This is a genomic window from Variovorax sp. PDC80 (genome assembly GCF_900115375.1).
GTDB lineage: Bacteria > Pseudomonadota > Gammaproteobacteria > Burkholderiales > Burkholderiaceae_C > Variovorax.
In genome coordinates, this window is sequence record NZ_FOWG01000014.1 from 86,559 (window position 1) to 106,244 (window position 19,686).

20 protein-coding genes are annotated in these 19,686 nt (G+C 71.6%); 8 read left to right on the forward strand and 12 right to left on the reverse strand.

Annotation, left to right across the window (positions count from 1 at the left end):
* Nucleotides 1-2: 2 nt before the first annotated feature.
* From BM109_RS32565 to BM109_RS32620, 12 genes are read right to left on the reverse strand one after another with little or no spacing between them, the layout of a single operon-like run.
* Nucleotides 3-1,226 carry a CaiB/BaiF CoA transferase family protein gene (locus BM109_RS32565; protein ID WP_093352371.1) on the reverse strand — a complete coding sequence of 408 codons (1,224 nt, stop codon included), beginning with the start codon at nucleotides 1,224-1,226 and terminating at the stop codon, nucleotides 3-5.
* Between the two features lie 4 nt (nucleotides 1,227-1,230).
* Nucleotides 1,231-2,049, reverse strand: coding sequence for an SDR family NAD(P)-dependent oxidoreductase (locus BM109_RS32570; RefSeq protein WP_177239516.1), 819 nt, complete (start codon nucleotides 2,047-2,049; stop codon nucleotides 1,231-1,233).
* 49 nt (nucleotides 2,050-2,098) lie between these two features.
* Nucleotides 2,099-3,196 (reverse strand): CoA transferase, encoded by a 1,098-nt coding sequence (locus BM109_RS32575; RefSeq protein ID WP_093352374.1) that lies wholly within the window; start codon nucleotides 3,194-3,196, stop codon nucleotides 2,099-2,101.
* Nucleotides 3,189-4,523: a phenylacetate--CoA ligase family protein gene (locus tag BM109_RS32580; protein ID WP_093352376.1), complete on the reverse strand. Its 1,335-nt coding sequence runs from the start codon at nucleotides 4,521-4,523 to the stop codon at nucleotides 3,189-3,191. Before BM109_RS32580 ends, BM109_RS32575 begins: the two co-directional genes overlap by 8 nt.
* A complete protein-coding gene (locus tag BM109_RS32585; RefSeq protein WP_093352379.1) occupies nucleotides 4,477-5,160 on the reverse strand; it encodes a TetR/AcrR family transcriptional regulator in 684 nt (227 codons plus the stop codon). The genes BM109_RS32580 and BM109_RS32585 overlap by 47 nt, the downstream gene beginning before the upstream one ends.
* A 24-nt stretch (nucleotides 5,161-5,184) precedes the next feature.
* Nucleotides 5,185-6,348: an acyl-CoA dehydrogenase family protein gene (locus tag BM109_RS32590; RefSeq protein ID WP_093352381.1), complete on the reverse strand. Its 1,164-nt coding sequence runs from the start codon at nucleotides 6,346-6,348 to the stop codon at nucleotides 5,185-5,187.
* The gene (locus tag BM109_RS32595; RefSeq protein WP_093352384.1) at nucleotides 6,345-7,349 is read right to left on the reverse strand and encodes a branched-chain amino acid ABC transporter permease; all 1,005 of its coding nucleotides are present in this window, start codon (nucleotides 7,347-7,349) and stop codon (nucleotides 6,345-6,347) included. The genes BM109_RS32590 and BM109_RS32595 overlap by 4 nt, the downstream gene beginning before the upstream one ends.
* Complete coding sequence (locus BM109_RS32600) at nucleotides 7,349-8,221, reverse strand: branched-chain amino acid ABC transporter permease (protein WP_093352387.1); 873 nt, start codon at nucleotides 8,219-8,221, stop codon at nucleotides 7,349-7,351. The genes BM109_RS32595 and BM109_RS32600 overlap by 1 nt, the downstream gene beginning before the upstream one ends.
* Nucleotides 8,218-8,964, reverse strand: a complete 747-nt coding sequence (locus BM109_RS32605) for an ABC transporter ATP-binding protein (RefSeq protein ID WP_093352389.1) — start codon at nucleotides 8,962-8,964, stop codon at nucleotides 8,218-8,220. The genes BM109_RS32600 and BM109_RS32605 overlap by 4 nt, the downstream gene beginning before the upstream one ends.
* Nucleotides 8,961-9,767, reverse strand: a complete 807-nt coding sequence (locus tag BM109_RS32610) for an ABC transporter ATP-binding protein (RefSeq protein ID WP_256222912.1) — start codon at nucleotides 9,765-9,767, stop codon at nucleotides 8,961-8,963. Before BM109_RS32610 ends, BM109_RS32605 begins: the two co-directional genes overlap by 4 nt.
* Before the next feature lie 7 nt (nucleotides 9,768-9,774).
* Complete coding sequence (locus BM109_RS32615; protein ID WP_093352392.1) at nucleotides 9,775-10,920, reverse strand: ABC transporter substrate-binding protein; 1,146 nt, start codon at nucleotides 10,918-10,920, stop codon at nucleotides 9,775-9,777.
* 44 nt (nucleotides 10,921-10,964) lie between these two features.
* The gene (locus BM109_RS32620) at nucleotides 10,965-12,131 is read right to left on the reverse strand and encodes an ABC transporter substrate-binding protein (RefSeq protein WP_256222913.1); all 1,167 of its coding nucleotides are present in this window, start codon (nucleotides 12,129-12,131) and stop codon (nucleotides 10,965-10,967) included.
* Between the two features lie 235 nt (nucleotides 12,132-12,366).
* Between BM109_RS32620 and BM109_RS32625 the strand changes: the two genes are divergently transcribed.
* Genes BM109_RS32625 through BM109_RS32660 form a run of 8 tightly spaced genes read left to right on the forward strand, consistent with a single transcriptional unit; the run spans nucleotide 12,367 to nucleotide 19,672 of the window.
* The gene (locus BM109_RS32625; RefSeq protein ID WP_093352397.1) at nucleotides 12,367-13,134 is read left to right on the forward strand and encodes an SDR family NAD(P)-dependent oxidoreductase; all 768 of its coding nucleotides are present in this window, start codon (nucleotides 12,367-12,369) and stop codon (nucleotides 13,132-13,134) included.
* Between the two features lie 46 nt (nucleotides 13,135-13,180).
* Complete coding sequence (locus BM109_RS32630; RefSeq protein WP_093352400.1) at nucleotides 13,181-13,945, forward strand: crotonase/enoyl-CoA hydratase family protein; 765 nt, start codon at nucleotides 13,181-13,183, stop codon at nucleotides 13,943-13,945.
* A 4-nt stretch (nucleotides 13,946-13,949) separates the two neighbouring features.
* Entirely contained in the window at nucleotides 13,950-14,339 is a 390-nt protein-coding gene (locus BM109_RS32635; RefSeq protein ID WP_093352403.1) for a Zn-ribbon domain-containing OB-fold protein, read from the forward strand.
* Nucleotides 14,336-15,496 carry a thiolase gene (locus BM109_RS32640; RefSeq protein ID WP_093352405.1) on the forward strand — a complete coding sequence of 387 codons (1,161 nt, stop codon included), beginning with the start codon at nucleotides 14,336-14,338 and terminating at the stop codon, nucleotides 15,494-15,496. The genes BM109_RS32635 and BM109_RS32640 overlap by 4 nt, the downstream gene beginning before the upstream one ends.
* A 7-nt stretch (nucleotides 15,497-15,503) precedes the next feature.
* A complete protein-coding gene (locus BM109_RS32645) occupies nucleotides 15,504-16,364 on the forward strand; it encodes a MaoC/PaaZ C-terminal domain-containing protein (protein ID WP_093352408.1) in 861 nt (286 codons plus the stop codon).
* Nucleotides 16,365-16,375: 11 nt separating this feature from the next.
* Nucleotides 16,376-17,617: a CaiB/BaiF CoA transferase family protein gene (locus BM109_RS32650; protein ID WP_093352410.1), complete on the forward strand. Its 1,242-nt coding sequence runs from the start codon at nucleotides 16,376-16,378 to the stop codon at nucleotides 17,615-17,617.
* On the forward strand, nucleotides 17,614-18,594 hold the full coding sequence (locus BM109_RS32655) for an NADPH:quinone oxidoreductase family protein (protein WP_093352413.1): 981 nt from the start codon (nucleotides 17,614-17,616) through the stop codon (nucleotides 18,592-18,594). Before BM109_RS32650 ends, BM109_RS32655 begins: the two co-directional genes overlap by 4 nt.
* A 4-nt stretch (nucleotides 18,595-18,598) precedes the next feature.
* Nucleotides 18,599-19,672: an NAD-dependent epimerase/dehydratase family protein gene (locus BM109_RS32660; RefSeq protein WP_093352415.1), complete on the forward strand. Its 1,074-nt coding sequence runs from the start codon at nucleotides 18,599-18,601 to the stop codon at nucleotides 19,670-19,672.
* Nucleotides 19,673-19,686 lie beyond the last annotated feature (14 nt).

The window sequence follows — 19,686 nt, forward strand, 5'->3', positions numbered from 1 at the left end:
GATCAGATGACGCGGCTCGCAGCGAGCCGGTCGATCCGCCCGGTATCGCACCCGAGCTCGTCGGCCAGCACCTCGCGCGTGTGCTGGCCCAGGGTCGGCGGCGCGCGCCGGTAGGCCACCGGCGAGGCCGACAGCCGGATCGGATTGGCCACCAGTGGAATGGTGCCGGCCGTGGCGTGCTCGACCTCGATCTTCATGCCGCGCGCGATCACCTGCGCGTCCTCGAACACCCGCGCGAGGTCGTTGATCGGGCCGCAGGGCACCTCGGCCGCCTCGAGCGCCGCCACCCATTCGTCGGTGGAACGCGTCAGCGTGCATTCGCGCAGCAGCCGGATCAGCTCGACGCGGTGCGCGATGCGCGCGAGGTTGGTCGCGAAGCGCTCGTCGGTGGCCAGCGCCGGCCGGCCGATGGCCGCGCACAGCCGCGCGAACTGGCCGTCGTTGCCGACCGCGATGATCACGTCGCCGTCGGCGGTCGGGAAGTCCTGGTACGGCACCACGTTGGGATGCGCATTGCCGAGCCGGCCCGGCGAGCGGCCGCCGTAGAGGAAGTTCATGCCCTGGTTCGCCATGCAGGCCACCTGCACGTCGAGCAGCGCGAGGTCGATGTGCTGGCCCGTGCCGCTGCGCTCGCGGTAGGCCAGCGCGGCCAGGATCGCGTTCGAGGCGTACAGGCCGGTGAACAGGTCCGCCACCGCGACACCGACCTTGAGCGGGCCGGCGCCCTGCTCCGATTCCGCGCGGCCGGTGACGCTCATGAGCCCGCCCATGGCCTGCACCAGGAAGTCGTAGCCCGCGCGCGGCGCGTAGGGGCCGGTCTGGCCGAAGCCGGTGATCGAGCAGTACACCAGCCGCGGGAACTCGGCATGCAGCGTGTCGTAGTCGAGGCCGTACTGCGCGAGGCCGCCGACCTTGTAGTTCTCCACCAGCACGTCGCAGCGCGCGGCGAGTTCGCGCACCAGTTGCTGGCCCTCGGGCGTGGTGATGTCGATGGTGACCGAGCGCTTGTTGCGGTTGGCGCACAGGTAGTAGGCCGCGTCGCGCGTGGGCTGGCCGTCGCGGTCGTGCAGGAAGGGCGGGCCCCAGCTGCGCGTGTCGTCGCCGCTGCCGGGCCGCTCGACCTTGATCACGTCGGCGCCGAGGTCGGCGAGCATCTGCGAGGCCCAGGGGCCGGCCAGCACGCGCGACAGGTCGAGCACCTTCACATGCGAGAGAGCGCCGTCCATCGCTTCAGGCCGCCAGCATGTGCAGGCCCGAGCCCAGGTGGGCCGCGCCGTCGATCTGGATCAGCTGGCCGGTCATGAGGTGCGCGGCCGGGGTGGCGAGGAAGGCGACCAGCTCGGCCACCTCCTCCACGCTGGTGGCGCGGCCCATCGGCGTGGCGTCGACCAGCCGGTCGAGCATCGCCTTCGCGGCCTCGCCGGCCAGGCCCTCGGTCAGCACCGCGCCGGGGCCGATGCAGTTGAGCGCGATGTCGTCCCTGGCCCATTCGAGCGCCAGCGTGCGCATCAGGCCCAGCACGCCGGCGCGCGCGGCGATCGAATGCGCGATGCCCATCGAGCCGCGGTCCACGCCCGACAGCGAGATGTTGACCACCGAGCCCTTGCGCGCCTTGAGGAAGGGATAGGCGGCCTTGGTGACGACGAAGATGGCCGACAGGTTGACGTCGATCACGGCGTCCCAGCCCTTGCGGCTGATGCCGGTGGCGGGCGCGAAGAACTGGCCGCCCGCGTTGTTCACCAGCAGGTCGATGCCCTGGCGCTGGCCGACGCGCGCGACCAGTGCCTCGATCGCCTCGGTGTCGCGCACGTTGCAGGTCTCGAAGCCGAAGCGGCCCGCGAGGCCCTCGGCCAGCTGGCCGGTCTCCTCGAGCGCCTCGGCGCGGCGGCCGGTGCCGAAGACGTCCATGCCCAGCGCCATCAGCCGCAGCGCGATCGCGCGGCCGATGCCGGAGCCGGCGCCGGTGATGAAGGCCGAGCGTCCCTGGTGGACGCCGGGCCGCATGACCCGCAGCGCGTCGGCGGCGGGAAGGGAAGAAGTGCTGGCCATCGAAGGCTCCTCGGATCGGAAGGATGGAAGAAGGGAAAAGGACGCGGCTTCAGGCGAAGCGCAGGCCGCCGCCCACGTGCGGCGTCGCGCTGCGCGGCAGCCGCTGCCCGTCGAACAGCGCCGGGAACGCGGGCACGTGCTCGCCCGAGGGCAGCGCCTGGGAGACCGCGCCGGGGCGCAGCGCGCGGATCATGGCCAGCGCCTCCTCGGGCGGCCGCACGTTGCCGGCCGGTATCTGCAGCGCCCGCATCTGCGCCAGCACCTCGTCGCGCCGGCGCGGCAGCGTCCAGGCCTCGACCTGGGCGTCGAAATGCGCGGCGCGCGCGATGCGCTCCTTGATCGGCGCGTCGTCGGCGCCCACCAGCGGCCGCAGCCGGCGCCAGTAGGCATCGAGCCCGCCGAGGATGTAGACGTGGCCGTCGGCGCAGCGGTAGATGCTCGAGGGCGCGGAGGCGCGGTCGCGGTTGCCCATCGGCGGATCGAGCGGGTCGCCCTCGCTGACCGCGAGCATCGCCGGCCCGATCAGCATGCTGGCCGCGACCTCCATCATCGACAGATCGACCAGGCAGCCCTGGCGCGCGGGGCCGAGCATGGCCATGGCGCAGCTCATGCCGGCGTACATGCCGCAGAACATGTCGATCGGCCAGCTGGTCGACAGCCGCGGCGAGCCATCCTCGTCGCCGTTGAGCAGCGCGAAGCCCGACTCGCACTGCGCGATGGTGTCCATGCAGATGCGTGCGTCCTGCTGGCCGTAGCCCGAGATCAGCACGATCACGAGCCGCGGGAAGCGTTCGCGCAGCGTCGGCCCGTCCAGGCCCAGGCCGCTCAGCGACGCGGGCGCGAGGTTGCAGACGAAGGCGTCGGCCTCCGCGAGCATGACATCGAGCGCCGCGCGGTCGGCGGCCTCGCGCAGGTTCAGCACCCGGCTGGTCTTGCCGGTGTTGAAGCTGCGCGCGTAGTAGCTGCCGAAGCCGTTGCCCGGCAGGGTGCGCACGCCGTCGCCCTGCGGCGACTCGACCTTCGTGACCTCGGCGCCGAAGTCCGCGAGGTACTGGGCCGCCGTGGGCCCGGCGATGAACTGCGACAGGTCGACCACGCGCCGGCCGGCCAGCGGGCGCGGCAGGCCCTGGGCCCGCGCCTCAGGCATGCACCACCCGCGTGGCCTTGTGGATGGTGCGCGGCAAGGTGCCGGACTCGACCACCTCGACATGGAAGCGCACCTGCAGCTTCTCGCGCAGCCGCTGCGACAGCCGCTCGCCGAGGTCGGCCGGCGCGCCCGCCGCGCGCTCCACGCGCAGCTTCACGCCGGTGAGGAAGCCGGTGTGCGGGTCCTTCACGCTGTCGTCGAGCACCAGCAGGTACTCGTTGCTCAGGCCTGGGAAGGCGCGCACGATGTCCTCGACCGCCGAGGGAAACAGGTTCACGCCGCGGATGATCAGCATGTCGTCGGCGCGGCCCAGCACGCCGCCGGCCAGGCGCGCGTGGGTGCGGCCGTCGGGCGCGGTGCGGCTGTCGCGCACCACCATGTCGCCGGTCCACCAGCGCACCAGCGGGCAGGCCTCCTTGTCGAGATGGGTCAGCACCAGCACGCCGCGCTCGCCATCGGCCACCGGCTCCTTGGTGTCGGGATGCAGCACCTCGACGTAGATGAAGTCCTCGGCCAGCGTCGGGCCGAGCTGCGCGGCGGTGTCCCAGCCGATCGGCTGGCATTCGAGCGCGCCGTAGCAGTCGAACATCTTCGCGCCCCACTGGCGCTCGATGCGCTCGCGCGTGCCGGGGATGCTGGCGCCGGGCTCGCCGCCCACGCAGACCATCTTCACGCGCGAGGTGGTCAGGTCGCGCCCCAGCTTCTCGGCCGCCTCGGCCATGTGGGCCATGAACGAGGGCGTGCCGATCACGCACTGGCTGCCGTACTGGAAGATGGTCTCGATCTGGCGCTCGGTGTCGCCCGAGGAGGCCGGGATCACCAGCGCGCCCAGGTGCTGGGCCGCGAGCGTGGCGCCGAGGCCGCCGACGAACCACGCGTAGTTGAACATGCACTGGAAGATGTCGCCGCGCCGCAGGCCCTGCGCATAGAGGTAGCGCGCGTAGAGGTCGGCCCAGCGTTCGATGTCGGCCTGGGTCCAGAGCACCGGCGCGGGCCGGGCCGTGGTGCCGGAGGAGAAATGCACCCGCACGGCCTCGCCGGGTTCGACGGCGGCCAGGGCGCCGAACGGGGGCTGCGCCTCGAGGCCGGCGACGTAGTCGGCCTTGCGCGTGAACGGCAGCCGGCGCAGGTCGGCGAAGCTCTTCAGGTCGCCGGGCTCGAAGCCGACCTCGGCGAACACCTTGCGGTAGTGGCTGCTGGTGCGCCCCACGCGCTCGAGCTGGCGGCGCAGGGCATCGATCTGGAAGGCCTCGATGCGGTCGCGCGACCAGGTCTCCCTCTCATCCCAGATGGTCTCGGAAAAGGGCTGTCTTTCTTGCTGCTTCATGGTTTGGATCCTTGAGAAGCCCGCGCAGCGCGAAGGCTGCCAGGGCATGAGCGATGTCGTCCACCGCCTCGGCGCTCTGCAGCCGCCGCTGGCTGTACCAGACGGTGGCCCAGTTGAGCGCGCCGAAGAAGGGCTTGGTGATGAGCTTCGCCGGCTGGTCGACGAACAGGCCCGCGCGCACCCCGTCGTCGATCACCTCGACGAACATCTGTTCGTAGTCGTCGCGCATCTTGACCACCGAGCGCAGCCGCTTGGCGCCCGAGGAGGCGCCCAGCAGGTGCCGCTCCAGTCCCTGCACCGCCACCTTCTGCATCGGCAGCTCGGTCAGCAGGATCTGGGTATGGCGCAGCGCCATCGCGGACAGGCGCTCGAGCGGGTCGCCCGCGCCGCGCGCGATCGGCTCGACCTGCTCGTTGAGCCGGTTCATCGCGGCGATCTGCACGTCGAAGAAGAGGTCGGCCTTGCTGCGGTAGTGGTGATAGATGCGGCCCTTGGTGGCGCCCAGGCGCTGCGCCACCGCGTCGATCGACGTCGCCGCATAGCCCAGCTCCATGAAAAGTTCCGCCGCCGCCTGCAGGATCTCGTTGCGCGACTCGTTGCCGCCCGGATCCACCACTGCCTGTTGTGCACTCGCCATCGCCAACCTCTTCTCTTTCGTGATTCACTTCACCCGATCTTCCGCCTCCTTGCGCACGGCGCGTGACAACACCAGCCGCTGGATTTCGGACGATCCCTCGTAGATCTCGAGGATGCGCTGGTCGCGGTACAGCCGTTCCGCGACCGTCGGCTTGCAGTAGCCCATGCCGCCCCAGATCTGGACCGCATTGTCCGCCGCCCGGTGGGCCACCTCGGAAGTGAAGAGCTTGGCCATGGCGCCGAGGTTCGAGACGTCGGCGCCGGCGTCGTAGGCGCGCGCGGCCTCGTACAGCATCATGCGGGCGGCCGAGATCTCGGTCGCCATGTCGGCCAGCTTGAAGCCGATGCCCTGGTTCTCGCCGATCGGCTGGCCGAAGGTGCGGCGCTCGACCGCGCGCTGCGAGGCCTCGCGGAAGGCCGCGAGCGCCAGCCCCATCGACTGCGCCGACACCATGATGCGGCCCACGTTGAGCGTCTGCAGCGCCAGCCGCAGCGCGCGGTTGAGCTCGCCGATGCGCGCGCTGTCGGGCACCACCACGTCGACGCGCAGGTTCGAGGTCTGGGTGCCGCGGATGCCCATCTTGTCGGACAGCTCGTCGACCACCGCGCCGGGCTTCTCCTTGTCGACCATGAAGGCCGAGATGCCGCGCCCGCCCGCGGCCGGGTCGGTCTTGGCGAACACCACGTAGTAGCGCGAGGCGCCGCCATTGCCGATCCAGTACTTCTCGCCGCGCAGGCGCCAGCCATCGCCCTCGCGCACCGCCGTGGCCTCGATGGCCGCGGCATCCGAGCCCGCCACGCGCTCCGACAGCGCGAAGCTGGTGGCGCGGCCCTGCGTCATCTCGCGCAGGTAGAAATCCTTCTGCGCGTCGGTGCCGGCCAGCAGGATCGGGAAGGCGCCGAGCTGGTAGGCGCACATGATCGCGGCGGTCGACGCGCAATGCATGCCCAGCGTCTCGACCGCGGCCACGGTGGCGGTCAGGCTCTGGCCCTCGCCGCCCCACTGCGTGGGCAGGAACAGGCCGGTGAAGCGGTGCGCCACCAGCGCCTCGATGGTCTCCCAGGGATAGCGCTGGTCGCGGTCGAGCTCGGGCGCCAGCGGCGCGAAGCGTTCGCGCCCGAGGCGGTCGGCCAGTTGTTGCCAGCGGGTGGCGGCGTCGTCGAGCGATGGGGTCCAGATCACGGTCACTTGGGAGTCTCCAGGGTGGTCAAAGAAGGTGTGGCCGGGGCGGCGCGCGCGCGGAACAGGCGGCCCAGCGGACGCGCCAGGCCCATCAGCCCCTGCGGGAAGAAAGCCAGGATCAGCACCAGCACGCTGCCCAGCACGATCTTGTCGACGTAGCCGCCGAGCGAGAAGAACTTCTCCTGCACCAGCACCAGCGCGGTCGCCAGCAGCGGGCCCAGCAGCTGCCGGCGCCCGACCAGCACCACGGCCGTCAGCATCAGGATCAGGAAGTAGTTCTCCAGGATGTCGGCGCTGACGTAGGCGCGCTGGTAGGCGTAGAGCCAGCCGGCCAGCGCGCTGATCGGCGCCGAGAACAGGAACACCTGCAGCCGCACGCGCGCCGGGTCGATGCCGCCGATGGTCGCGAGCCGCGGGTTCAGGTGGGTCATGATGGCCGCCGCGCCGAGCTGCGAATGGCGGAAGCGGTCGACCAGGTAGATCACCGCCACCAGCAGCGCGAAGGCGTAGGGCCAGAGCTCCTTGTCGTTGCGCGCGGTCAGCGTCAGCGGCCCGATCGAGAGGTCGAGCATCGGCAGCCCGCGCACGCCGTCGGAGCCGCCGAGGAAGGCCCAGTTGGCCGCCAGCGTCATCGCCACCACCGCCATCGCATAGGTGACGAGCGAGAACACGAACTCGCGCAGCCGCAGCGTCACCAGCCCGATGGCCGCGGCGAACACCAACGCCAGCGCGATCGAGGCGCCGAGCGTGGCCCAGGAACCGGCACCGGCGCGCGTGGACAGCAGCGCCGTGGTGTAGGCCCCGACCGCGAAGAACACGGTGTGGCCGAGGCTGACCTCGCCGAGGTCGGAGACGATCACGTCGAGGCCATAGGACAGCACGGCCAGGATCGCGATCAGCACGGCCGCGCTGTAGACCGAGGCGCCGCCGCCGAGCCAGCCCGGCGCGAACAGCACCAGCACGGCGACGATGGGCAGCGCGGCGCGCTGCGGATGCAGGCGGGCCATCAGTGCACTCCCCCGCGCGCGCCGGCGCCCAGGCCGCCGGGCCGCAATACCAGCACCGCGATCAGCACCAGGAAGGCCGCGGCCGTGGTGTAGGCCGGCGAGACCAGCGCGCCGAACAGCGCCGTGAAAATGCCCAGCGCCACGCCCGCCACGTAGCTGCCCGCCACGCTGCCGATGCCGCCGAGCACCACCACCACGAAGGTCATGATGACCTCCTCGAATCCCATCGAGGTGAGGATCGGCGTGCGCGGCGCGACCATGCCGGCCGCGAACGCGACCGCCGCGCCCTCGAACGCGAACACGCCGTAGTAGACGCGCCGCACGTTGACGCCGGCGAGCTGCGCCAGCTTCGGGTCCTCCGCCACCATGCGCACCAGCCGCCCGGTGCGGGTGCCGTCGAGCGTCCACTTCAGGCCGATGAAGACCGCGATCGCCGCCAGCACGATGGCCGCGTCCTGCCAGGTCAGCCAGAGATCGCCGATGTCGATCTCTCGCTGCGACAGCGCGGTCTCGAGGATCTGGCCGGTGGAACCGAAGATCAGCGCCGCCGCGCCCTGCAGCACGTAGCCGAAGCCCAGCGTCATGATCATGATCGAGACCAGGTTCTGCTCGAAGGTGGCGCGCAGCATCACGCGCTGCATCGCCACGCCGAAGGCCGCGCCCACCGCCATCGCGATCGGCAGCGCCAGCGCGTAGGGCACGCCGGCGCGCGTCACGGCCCACCAGCTGACGAAGGCGCCGAGCATGTACATCTGGCCGTGGCCGAAGTTCACCAGGCGCGCCACGCCCAGCAGCACGGTCCAGCCGATCGCGACCAGCGCGTAGGCATGGCCGAGCACGATGCCGTTGATGAGTTGTTGCAACAGGTTCATGCCGCGTGGGCTCCGAGGTAGGCTTGCGCGATGCGCGGGTCGTTGCCGAACTCGGCCGCCGGTCCCTCGAGGACCACGCGGCCGCGCTCCAGCAGCACGAGGCGGTCGACCACCTCCATGGCAGCGCGCACGTTCTGTTCGACCAGCAGGATGGAAAGGCCCGAGCGGGCCAGCGTTCGCATGGTCTGCAGCACCTGCGAGACCAGCATCGGCGCCAGGCCGATCGAGGGCTCGTCGAGCAGCAGCAGGCGCGGGCCCATCATCAGCGCGCGCCCGATGCCCAGCATCTGGCGCTCGCCGCCCGAGAGCTGCGCGCCCAGGTGGCCGCGGCGCTCGTGCAGGCGCGGGAACAGGCCGTAGATCTCGTCGCGCGTGTAGACCTTGCGCCCGGGCGCGGCCAGCGGCGCGAAGGCGGTCGAGAGGTTCTCCTCCACGCTCATGCGCGAGAACACCAGCCGCCCCTCGGGCACCAGCAGCAGGCCGGCGCGCACGCGGTCGTGCGTGGGCCAGGCATCGATGCGCTCGCCGTTCAGCACCACCTCGCCGGCCACGCGCGGATCGCCGCGCGACCAGCCCGCGAGCGCGTTCACCAGCGTCGACTTGCCGGCCCCGTTGGCACCGATCACGCCGAGGATCTCGCCGCGTCCCACGCGCAGCGCGTCGAGCGCCACCGCGCGGTTGCCCGCGTAGGAGACCGCGAGGCCGCGCACCTCGAGCACCGTGTCCTGATCCGTGCGGCTCATTGCGCCTTCCCCAGGTAGGCCTCGCGCACGCGCGGATCCCGCTGGATCTCGGCCGGCGTGCCGTAGGCGAGTTGACGGCCCAGGTCGAGCACGCAGATGCGGTCGGCCACGGCCATGATCAGTTCCATGTGGTGCTCGATCACCACCAGCGCCACGCCCTCGCGCTTGAGCGCGGACAGCAGCGCGACCAGCGCCGCCATGTCCTCGCCGCCCAGGCCCGCGGCCGGCTCGTCGAGCAGCAGCACGCTGGCGCCCGCGCCGTAGGCCAGCGCGATCGACAGCATGCGCTGCACGCCGTAGGGAATCTCCTTCGGGCTCATCGCGTGATAGAGCGCCGGGATGCCGAAGCGCACCAGCTGGCGCGCCGCGAAGTCCTCGGCCTCGCCGCGCCGGCGCGCGGCGCCGACCGGGTTGAGCACGCTCGACCACAGGCCCGCGTGCGCCTGCGCGCCGAGCACGGCGACGAAGTTGCCGAGCACGCTGAGGTCGTCGAAGAAGGCGTTCTGCTGGAACGCGCGCTTCAGGCCCAGGCCCGCGAGGCCGTAGGGCGGCACCGCCGTCACGTCGCGCCCGTGCAGGCTCACGCGGCCGCCGCGCCGCACCATCGCGGTCACGGCGTCGTAGCACGAGCTCTTGCCGGCGCCGTTCGGGCCGATGATGCCCAGCAGCTCGCCGGGCGCCACCTCCCAGCCCACGCCGTCGAGCGCGACCAGCGCGCCGTAGCGCACGCCCAGGCCTTCCACGCGCAGCGCGGGCGGGGCGGTGGCGTTGCCGGTCGCCGGGTTCATCGCGTCGCTGTGCATGCCCGGCTCACTGCTGCACCACGATCTTGCGGCCGTCCACCTTGAACAGGTAGTGGTGCGACAGCAGCTGGCCGTTGGGCTCGAAAGTCAGGTCGCCCATCACCGTGCCCTTGAAGCTGCCGCCGCGGATGCGCCTGGCGATCGCCTCGCGGTCCAGCGTCTTGAGCTCGTTGGCGGCCATCGCCCACACCTGCAGCGAGGTGGCGCCCAGCGCCATGAACTTGTCGGGCGTGTACTTGAAGAGCTCCTGCGTCTTCGCCACGAAGCGCTGGTTGGCGGGATTCGAGACGAAGGGCTCCACCGCCGGGAAGTAGATGTCGGCGCTGACCAGCCCGTGCGCGGCATCGCCGGCCACGTCGATCACGCTGGGCGCGACCGTGCCCACCGCGGCCACCAGCGCGCCCGGCAGCCGCGACTGCCTGGCCTGGCGGATGATCGCGGGCATGCCCAGGCCCTCGTTGGCGTTGATCGCCACCGTGATGTCGGGATTGGCGGCGCGCACGTTGGTCAGCGCCACGCGGAAATCAGCCTGCGCGAACGGGAATTTCTCCTCGGCCACCTTCTCGTAGGCGTAGCCGAGCTTTTTGAGCTCGCCCTCGATCGATTCCTGCGCGCCGTTGCCGTAGGCGTCGTTCTCGGTCAGGAAGGCGACTCGCTTGGCCTTCACCACCTTCGCGATGTAGTTCGCGATCACCGCGCCGTCTTGCGAGTTCGAGCTGTTGAGCCGCACCGCCAGCGGATTGCCTTCGCCCGAGAGGATCGGATCGGCCTTCGAGACCGCCGTGATGTCGAGCACGCCGGCGCGCGCGATCACCGGCTGCATCGCGAGCGTGACCGGGCTGTTCCAGCCCTCGATGATCACCGCGACGCCCGAGCTCACGAGCTCGGTGGCGCGCGAGACACCCACGGCCGGCGTCGACTCGTCGTCGCGCGAGACGATCTCGATGCGCCGGCCCAGCACGCCGCCGCTCTCGTTGATGACGGCCGCCATCGCCTGGATCGCCTGCGTCACGTGCTGCCCCTGCGGGCCCGCGCCGCCCGACAGCGGGAAGATGGTGCCGACCTTGACGGTCGGCGGCGTCTGCGCCTGGGCAAGGCCGAACAGCGCGAGGCCCAGGCCCGCCGCCGTCATCAGGTTCCGAATCAGCTTCATGGTGTGTCTCCAGCTCGTTATGGAAGGGAAAGGCTCTTCGTCGTCTATCGGCCGGCCGGCTTCTGCACGACGATCGCGCCGTTGCTGACCGTGAAGGCATGGGTGGGCAGCTGCAGCTGCCCGTTGGGCGCGAAGCTCACGTCGCCGAACACCGTGCCCTTGAAGCTGCCGCCGCGGATGCGGCGCGCCAGCGGCTCGCGCTCCAGCGTCTTGAGTTCGTTCGCCGCCATGGCCCAGAACTGCAGCGCGGCCGCGCCCACCGCCATGAACTTGTCGGGCGTGCGCTTGAACATCGCCTGCGAGCGCGCGACGAAGCGCTTGTTGACGGGATCGGAGGCGAAGGGCTCGACATCCGGAAAGTAGATGTCCACGCCGGCCACGCCGTTGGCGGCCTCGCCCGCCACCGAGATCACGCTCGGCGCCACCGTGCCCAGCGCGGCGAGCAGTTGGCCAGGCACACGGCCCTGCTTGAACTGGCGCAGGATCGCGGGCATGCCCAGGCCCTCGTTGGCATTGATCGCGACGGTCACGTCGGGGTTGGCGGCGCGGATGCTGGTCAGCGCGATCCGGAAGTCCGACTGCGTGAACGGGAACTTCTCCTCGGCCACCTTCTGGTAGTCGTGGTTCAGCGCCTTGAGCCCGGCCTCGATCGCCTGCTGCGTGCCGATGCCATAGGCGTCGTTCTCGGTCAGGAAGGCGATGCGCCGGCCCTTGAAGCCGGTGGCGATGGCCTGCGCGACCGCGGCGCCGCCCTGCGAGTTGGAGGCATTGAGCCGGATCGCGAGCGGATTGCCTTCGCCCGAGAGCACGGCATCGGCGCTCGCGAAGGTCGTGATGTCGAGCACGCCGGCGCGCGCGATCACGGGCTGCATCGCCAGCGCCACCGGGCTGTTCCAGCCTTCGATGATCACGGCCACGCCCTGCCCGATCAGCTCGTTGGCGCGCGACACGCCGACCGCCGGCGTCGATTCGTCGTCGCGCACCAGCACTTCGATCGGCCGCCCGAGCACGCCGCCGGCCTCGTTGATGAGCGCGGCCATGGCCTGGATCGCCTCGGTCACGTGCTGGCCCTGCGGCCCCGCGCCGCCCGACAGCGGAAGGATCACGCCGACCTTGATCGGCGCGGGCGACTGCGCCATCGCGCCCGCCCCCGAAGCCAGTGCCGCCGCGGCGATCGCGGCCATCGAAAACATGCGTCGTGTCGGATCCATCTCGTCTCCTTGCGCGGTGCGCGACGTCGGGCCAGGCGGCACGCGTCGTGCCGCGGAGCGAACATACCATTGAGTATTTAATCGGGTCAACGCCATCGCGATGAAAGAACCCTAGGCGAATACCCTATGGGACAGGTGGCATGCCACGCGAATCCATCGCGGTCTCGTTGCAACGATACTCATCGGTATGTATCATGAACCGACGCATCTTCCCAACTGCACAAGGCAAGCACTCATGAACACAGAAGGAATCAGCGCGCTCGTCACCGGCGGCGCATCGGGCCTGGGCCTGGCCACGGTCCATCGGCTGCACGCGGCGGGCGCCAGCGTGGTGATCGCCGACCTGCCCTCCTCGCAGGGCGAGGCCATCGCGAAGAACCTCGGCGAACGGGTCCGCTTCGCGCCCGCCGACGTCACCAGCGAGGTCGACATGAACGCGGCCTGCGACGTGGCCGAGTCCTTCGGTCCGCTGCGCGTGCTGGTGCACTGCGCGGGCCGCGGCGGCCCGGTGCGGCTGGTCGACAAGGACGGCAGCCCGGGTTCGCTCGAAACCTACGAGAACATCGTGCGCATCAACCTGGTCGGCACCTTCAACACGCTGCGGCTGGCGGCCACGCGCATGGCGCGCAACGAGCACACGGCCGAGGGCGAGCGCGGCGTCTGCGTGCTGACCGCCTCGGTGGCGGCCTACGAGGGCCAGATCGGACAGATCGGCTATGCCTCGTCGAAGGCCGGCGTGGTGGGCCTGACCATCGTGGCGGCGCGCGACCTCGCGAGCAAGGCGATCCGCGTGTGCACCATCGCGCCCGGCATCTTCGACACGCCGATGCTCGCGCGCGTCTCGGAGGCGGCGCGCATCTCGCTCGGCGCCTCGGTGCCCCATCCCTCGCGGCTGGGCACGCCCGACGAATACGCGCAGCTCGCGCTGCACATCGTGAGCAACCCGATGCTCAACGGCGAAACCATCCGGCTCGACGGCGCGCTGCGCATGGCGCCGCGCTGAATCGCCCGCCCTCCCCGTTCACCCTTCTCCCCCAGAGGAAGCACCCATGACCGAAGAAGTCCTCGTCGACAGCAGCGACGGCATCCTGACCATCACCATCAACCGCCCGCAAGCGCGCAACGCGGCCACCCTCGCGGTGGCGCGCGGCATCGCGGCCGCGCTCGACGAGCTCGACCGGCGCGACGACCTGCGCATCGGCATCCTCACCGGTGCCGGCGGCACCTTCTGCGCCGGCATGGACCTCAAGGGCTTCCTGCGCGGCGAGCGCCCGAGCATCGAGGGCCGCGGCTTCGGCGGCCTGACCGCGAAGCCGCCGGTGAAGCCGCTGATCGCCGCGGTCGAGGGCTATGCGCTGGCCGGCGGCTTCGAGCTGGTGCTGGCCTGCGACATGGTGGTGGCGGCCGAGAACGCTCAGTTCGGCGTGCCCGAGGTCAAGCGCGGCCTGGCCGCGACGGCCGGCGGCCTGGTGCGGCTGCCGCGCCAGCTGCCCTACCGCATCGCGCTCGAGCTCGCGCTCACGGGCGACATGTTCCCGGCCGCGCGCGCCTACCACTACGGCCTGGTCAACCGGCTCGCCGCGCCCGGCGAGGCGCTGGCCGAGGCCCGCCGGCTGGCGCAGACCATCGCGGCCAACGGCCCGCTGTCGGTGGCCGCGAGCAAGCGCGTGGTGGTCGAGTCGCAGGACTGGCCCGCCGCCGAGCTGTGGGAACGCCAGGCCGCGCTGACCGAGCACGTGTTCAGCTCGGCCGATGCGCGCGAGGGCTCTGCCGCCTTCGCCGAGAAGCGCAAGCCCGTGTGGCAGGGCAAGTGACGCCATGGCCACCGACACCCGATTCGACGGCCCCGGCCCCGATGCTCAGTACCTGCAGGCGCTGCAGGAACGCCGGCTGATGCTGCAGCACTGCGAGGATTGCGCGGCCGTGCGCTTTCCGCCCGCGCTGGTGTGCCGCGCCTGCGGCAGCCCGCGGCTGCAATGGCGCGCCTCGCCGGGACTGGGCAGCGTGTATTCGCTGACCACCGTGCGCGACCGCGCGGGCGACTACAACGTGGCGCTGGTCGACCTCGAGGGCGGCGCGCGCATGATGAGCCGCGTGGAGGACGTCGCGCCCGACGCGGTGCGCATCGGCCAGCGCGTGCGGGCACGCATCGTGGCCGGCGAGGAACCCTTCGTCGTCTTCGCGCCGGCCGAGGGAGACGCGCCATGAGCCGCGCGACGCATTCCCTGCGCGGCCGCGGCGCCATCGTCGGCATCGGCAACACGCGGCGCTGGAACGCGCCCGGCCGCACGCCCTTCGACCAGCTGCAGGAAGCGGCCGTGCTCGCGCTCGAGGACTGCGGCCTGCGCATGTCGCAGGTCGACGGGCTGTTCTGCGCCATGTCGACCTCGGGCCTGCCGGTGCTCAACGTCGCGGAGCGCCTGGGCATCAAGCCCCGGCATGCCGACGGCACCATGGTCGGCGGCGCCTCCTTCCTGTTCCACCTGCAGTCGGCGCTGATGGCGCTCGAGCTCGGCCTGTGCGAGGTCGCGCTGATCTGCTATGGCTCCAACCAGCTCACGGCCGGCGGCAAGCTGGCCTCGATGCCCGATCCGCAGCCCTACGAATCGCCGTTTCGCCCGCGCTATCCGCTGTCGAGCTATGCGCTGGCCGCGGCGCGCCACATGCACCAGTACGGCACCACGCGCGAGCAGCTGGCCGACGTGGCGGTGGCCGCGCGCGACTGGGCGCGGCTCAATCCCGATGCCTTCGCGCGCGATCCGCTGAGCCGCGCCGACGTGCTGGCCTCGCGCATGATCAGCGACCCGCTGACCAAGGCCGACAGCTGCCTGGTGACCGACGGCGGCGCGGCGCTGGTGTTGACGCGGGCCGAGCGCGCGCGCGACATGCCGCGGCCCGCGGCCTACGTGCTGGGCACCGGCGTGGCCGTGAGCCACCGCCAGATCTCGGCCATGCCCGACCTCACGACCACCTGCGCGGTCGAGTCGGGCCAGCGCGCCTATGCGATGGCCGGCGTGGGCCCGAAGGACATCGACCACCTGATGGTCTACGACGCCTTCACCGTCAACACGCTGCTGTTCCTCGAGGACCTGGGCTTCTGCGCCAAGGGCGAGGCCGGCGCGATGGTGTCCTCGGGCGCCATCTCGCCGGGCGGGCGGCTGCCGGTCAACACCAACGGCGGCGGCCTGTCGTGCAACCACCCGGGCATGTACGGCCTGTTCACCGTGATCGAGTCGGTCGAGCAACTGCGCGGCAGCGCCGGCGCGCGGCAGGTCGAGGGCGTCGAGATTTCGCTCGCGCACGCCAACGGCGGCGTGCTGTCGAGCCAGGCCACCGCCATCCTCGGCACGGCCGCCACCTTGTGAGGACCGCATGACCATCGACCCCGAACGGCTGCTGGCCGCCCAGATCCCGCAGATCGAGCAGCACTACGACTGGCAGCAATGCATCGTCTACGCGCTGGGCATCGGCGTGGGCCTGGACCCGATGGACGAGGCCGACCTGGCCTTCGTCGACGAGACCCGGCTCAAGGTGCAGCCCACCATGGCCAACGTGATGGGCTACCCCGGCTTCTGGATGCGCGACCTGCCGCTGGGCCTGGACTGGGTGCGCACGGTGCACGGCGAGCATTCGACGCGCATCCACCGGCCGCTGCCGGCCAAGGCCTCGGTGCGTGGCACCAGCCGCATCGTCGACCTGATCGACAAGGGCGAGGGCCGCGGCGCGCTGATCTTCGTCGAGCGCGAGGTCGCCGACATGCACAGCGGCGAACTGCTGGCCACCGTGCGCCAGACGGTGTTCTGCCGCGGCGACGGCGGCTTCGGCGGCGAGCGCCGCGCGCAGCCCGCGCCGCACGCCATTCCGGCGCGCGAGCCCGATGCCGCGATCGAGTTGCCGACCTCGCCGCAGTCGGCGCTGATCTACCGGCTGTGCGGCGACTACAACCCGCTGCATGCGGTGCCGGCGATCGCGCGCGAGGCCGGCTTCGCGCGCCCGATCCTGCACGGCCTCGCGACCTTCGGCGTGGCGGGCCACGGCATCGTCAAGCGCTGGTGCGACGGCGATCCCGCCGCGCTGCGCGAGATGGGCGGGCGCTTCTCCTCGCCCGTGTTCCCCGGCGAGACGGTGCGGCTCGAACTCTGGCGCGAGGGACCGACCCGCGCCGCCTTCCGCGCCAGCGTGCCCGCGCGCGGCGTCGTGGTCATCGACAACGGCCATCTCGAAACCGCCTGAGGACACACCCGATGAGTGGACTGCTTTCGAAAATCCGCGTGCTCGACCTGAGCCGCGTGCTCTCGGGCCCCTGGGCCACGCAGATGCTGGCCGACTTCGGCGCCGACGTGATCAAGGTCGAGCGCCCCGGCATCGGCGACGACGTGCGCCAGCAGGGTGCGCGCCTCAAGGACCGCGCGGGCGGCGAGACGCAGGAGCGCTCGACCTTCCTCGCGCTCAACCGCGGCAAGCGCTCGATCGCCATCGACATGGCCAAGCCCTCGGGCCAGCGGCTGATCCGCCGGCTCGCGGCCTGCGCCGACGTGGTGGTGGAGAACTTCAAGGCCGGCGACCTCGCGCGCTACGGGCTCGACCACGCCTCGCTGGCGCGCGTCAATCCCAAGCTGGTGTATTGCTCCATCAGCGGCTTCGGCCAGTCGGGCCCCTACAGCGCGATGCCGGGCTACGACCTGATCTTCCAGTCGATGAGCGGCGTGATGAGCCTGACCGGCATTCCCGACGGCGAGCCCGGCGCGGGACCGCAGCGCGCGGGCTACCCGGTGTCGGACACCACCGCGGGCTTCTACGCCACCATCGGCATCCTGGCCGCGCTGCACCACCGCGACACGGTCAGCGGCGTGGGCCAGTACATCGACCTCGCGCTGCTCGACGCGCAGGTGGCCGCCACCTCCTCGATGGCGATGAGCTACCTGGTGGCCGGCCAATTGCCGCAGCGCGTGGGCATCCGCTCGCAGCTGACCTGCCCCTACCAGGACTTCGCCTGCGCCGACGGGCCGATGATGATCGCCGTGGGCAACGACTCGCAGTTCGCCTCGCTCGCGCGCGTGCTCGGCCATCCCGAATGGCCGGCCGACCCGCGCTTCGCGACCACGCCCGAACGCGTGGCGAACCGCGAGGCGCTGGTGCCCGCGATCGCCGACATCCTGCGCCGGCAGCCGCTCGCCCACTGGCTGCCGCTGCTGCGCGAGGCCAACGTGCCCAGCGGGCCGATCAACGACTTCCGCCAGGTGTTCGACGATCCGCAGATCCGGCATCGCGAGATGGTGCGCGAGATCGAGCATCCGCTGTCGGGCTCGCTGTCGGTGGTGGCCAATCCGCTCAACTTCTCGGCCACGCCGGTCGAATACAAGCGGCCGCCGCCGCTGCTGGGCCAGCACACGCACGAGGTGCTGCGCGAGCTGCTCGCGGTCGGCGACACCGAGCTCGCCGAACTGGGCGCCGAAGGTGCGATCGCGCAGGGGGAGCGGCCATGAGGGCGGTGCTCTGCAAGCAGTTCGGGCCGCCCTCCTCGCTGGTGGTGGAGGACGTGCCCTCGCCCGTGGCCGGCCCGGGCCGGCTGGTGGTGTCGGTCAAGGCCTGCGGCGTCAACTTTCCCGACACGCTGATCATCCAGGGCCAATACCAGTTCAAGCCGGAGCTGCCGTTCTCGCCCGGCGGCGAGGTCGCCGGCATCGTCAAGGCGGTGGGCGAAGGCGTCACGCGGTTCAAGCCCGGCGACCGTGTGATCGCCGCCACCACCTGGGGCGGCTATGCCGAGGAGGTGGTGGCCGAGGCCGCGCGCACGCTGCCGATGCCCGATGGCATGGACTTCGCGACCGCCGCGGCCTTCACGCTGACCTACGGCACCTCGCACCATGCGCTGAAGGACCGTGCCGTGCTGCAGCCCGGCGAGACGCTGCTGGTGCTAGGCGCCGCGGGCGGCGTGGGCCTGGCGGCGGTGGAGCTCGGCAAGGCGATGGGCGCGCGCGTGATCGCGGCGGCCTCGAGTCCGGCCAAGCTCGCCGTGTGCCGCGACCATGGCGCCGACGAACTGATCGACTACGCCGCCGAGGACCTGCGCGAGCGCATCAAGGCGCTGACCGGCGGCCGCGGCGTCGACGTGGTCTACGACCCGGTCGGCGGCGACTACAGCGAGCCCGCGCTGCGCGGCATGGCCTGGCGCGGCCGCTTCCTGGTGGTGGGCTTCGCGGCCGGCCGCATCCCGAGCCTGCCGCTGAACCTGCCGCTGCTCAAGGGTTGCGCGGTGCTCGGCGTGTTCTGGGGCGCCTTCACGCGCAACGAGCCCGAGCTCAATGCCGCCAACCTGCGCGAGCTGATGCAATGGGTCGGCGACGGGCGGCTGCGGCCGCACGTCTCGGCGCGTTATCCGCTCGAGCGCGCGGCCGATGCGCTCGACGACCTGGTGCAACGCCGCGTGCACGGCAAGGTCGTGCTGACCACGGAGGACTGAGGCCATGGACAAGGTGCTGGTGGTGGGCGCGCTCGGCGTGGTCGGGCGCGCCGCGATGGAACGTTTCGCGGCCCGGCCCGGCCTGCGTGCCGTGGGCCTGGCGCGCAGGCGGCCCGACTTCGCGCCCGACGCGACCTGGGTCTCGGCCGACCTGCGCGATGCCCGGGCCACGCGCGAGGCGCTGGCGCCGCACCGCGATGCCACGCACCTGGTCTATGCCGCGCTCAACGAGCAGCCCGACCTGCTGCAGGGCTGGCGCGCGAGCGAGAACATCGAGCTCAACAACCGCATGCTGCGCCACACGCTCGATGCGCTCGAGGGCGCGCCCCTGCGACACGTGACGCTGCTGCAGGGCACCAAGGCCTATGGCGTGCACACGGGCCGGCCCATGCGCGTGCCCGCGCGCGAGCAGGACGCGGTGCGCGACCACGCCAACTTCTACTTCGACCAGCAGGACCTGGTGGCCGAGCGCGCGGCGCGCGCGGGCTTCGGCTGGACCGTGTTCCGGCCGCAGATCGTGCTGGGCGTGGCGACCGGCAGCGCGATGAACCCGGTGGCCGCGATCGGCGCCTACGCGGTGCTCGCGCGCGAGCGCTGCCAGCCGCTGGCCTGCCCCGCCCATCCGCACCTGCTGACCGAATGCACCGACGCGCGCCTGATCGCCAAGGCCATCGAATGGGCCTGGCACGAGCCGCGCGCGCACGGCGAGGCCTTCAACATCGCCAACGGCGACGTGGTGGTCTGGGCCAGCCTGTTCGAGCGGCTGGCGGCCTTCTTCGAGATGCCGCTCGGCGAAGCCACGGGCACGCGCCTGCGCGAGGAGATGCCCGCGCAGGCCGCGCTGTGGCAGCGGATCGCGCAGCGCGAGGGCCTGCGCGAGCGCGATCTCGATGCGCTGATCGGCCTCTCGTGGCAGTACGCCGAGGCGACCTGGGCCGCGCGGCGCCCGCTCGCGCTGCCGCCGCTGGTGTCCACCGTCAAGCTGCGGCAGGCCGGCTTCGGCGACTGCATCGACACCGAGCAATGCATCGTCGAGCACCTGCAGGCGATGCGCGACTTGCGCTACCTGCCCGGCTAGGCAGGCAGCGCCAG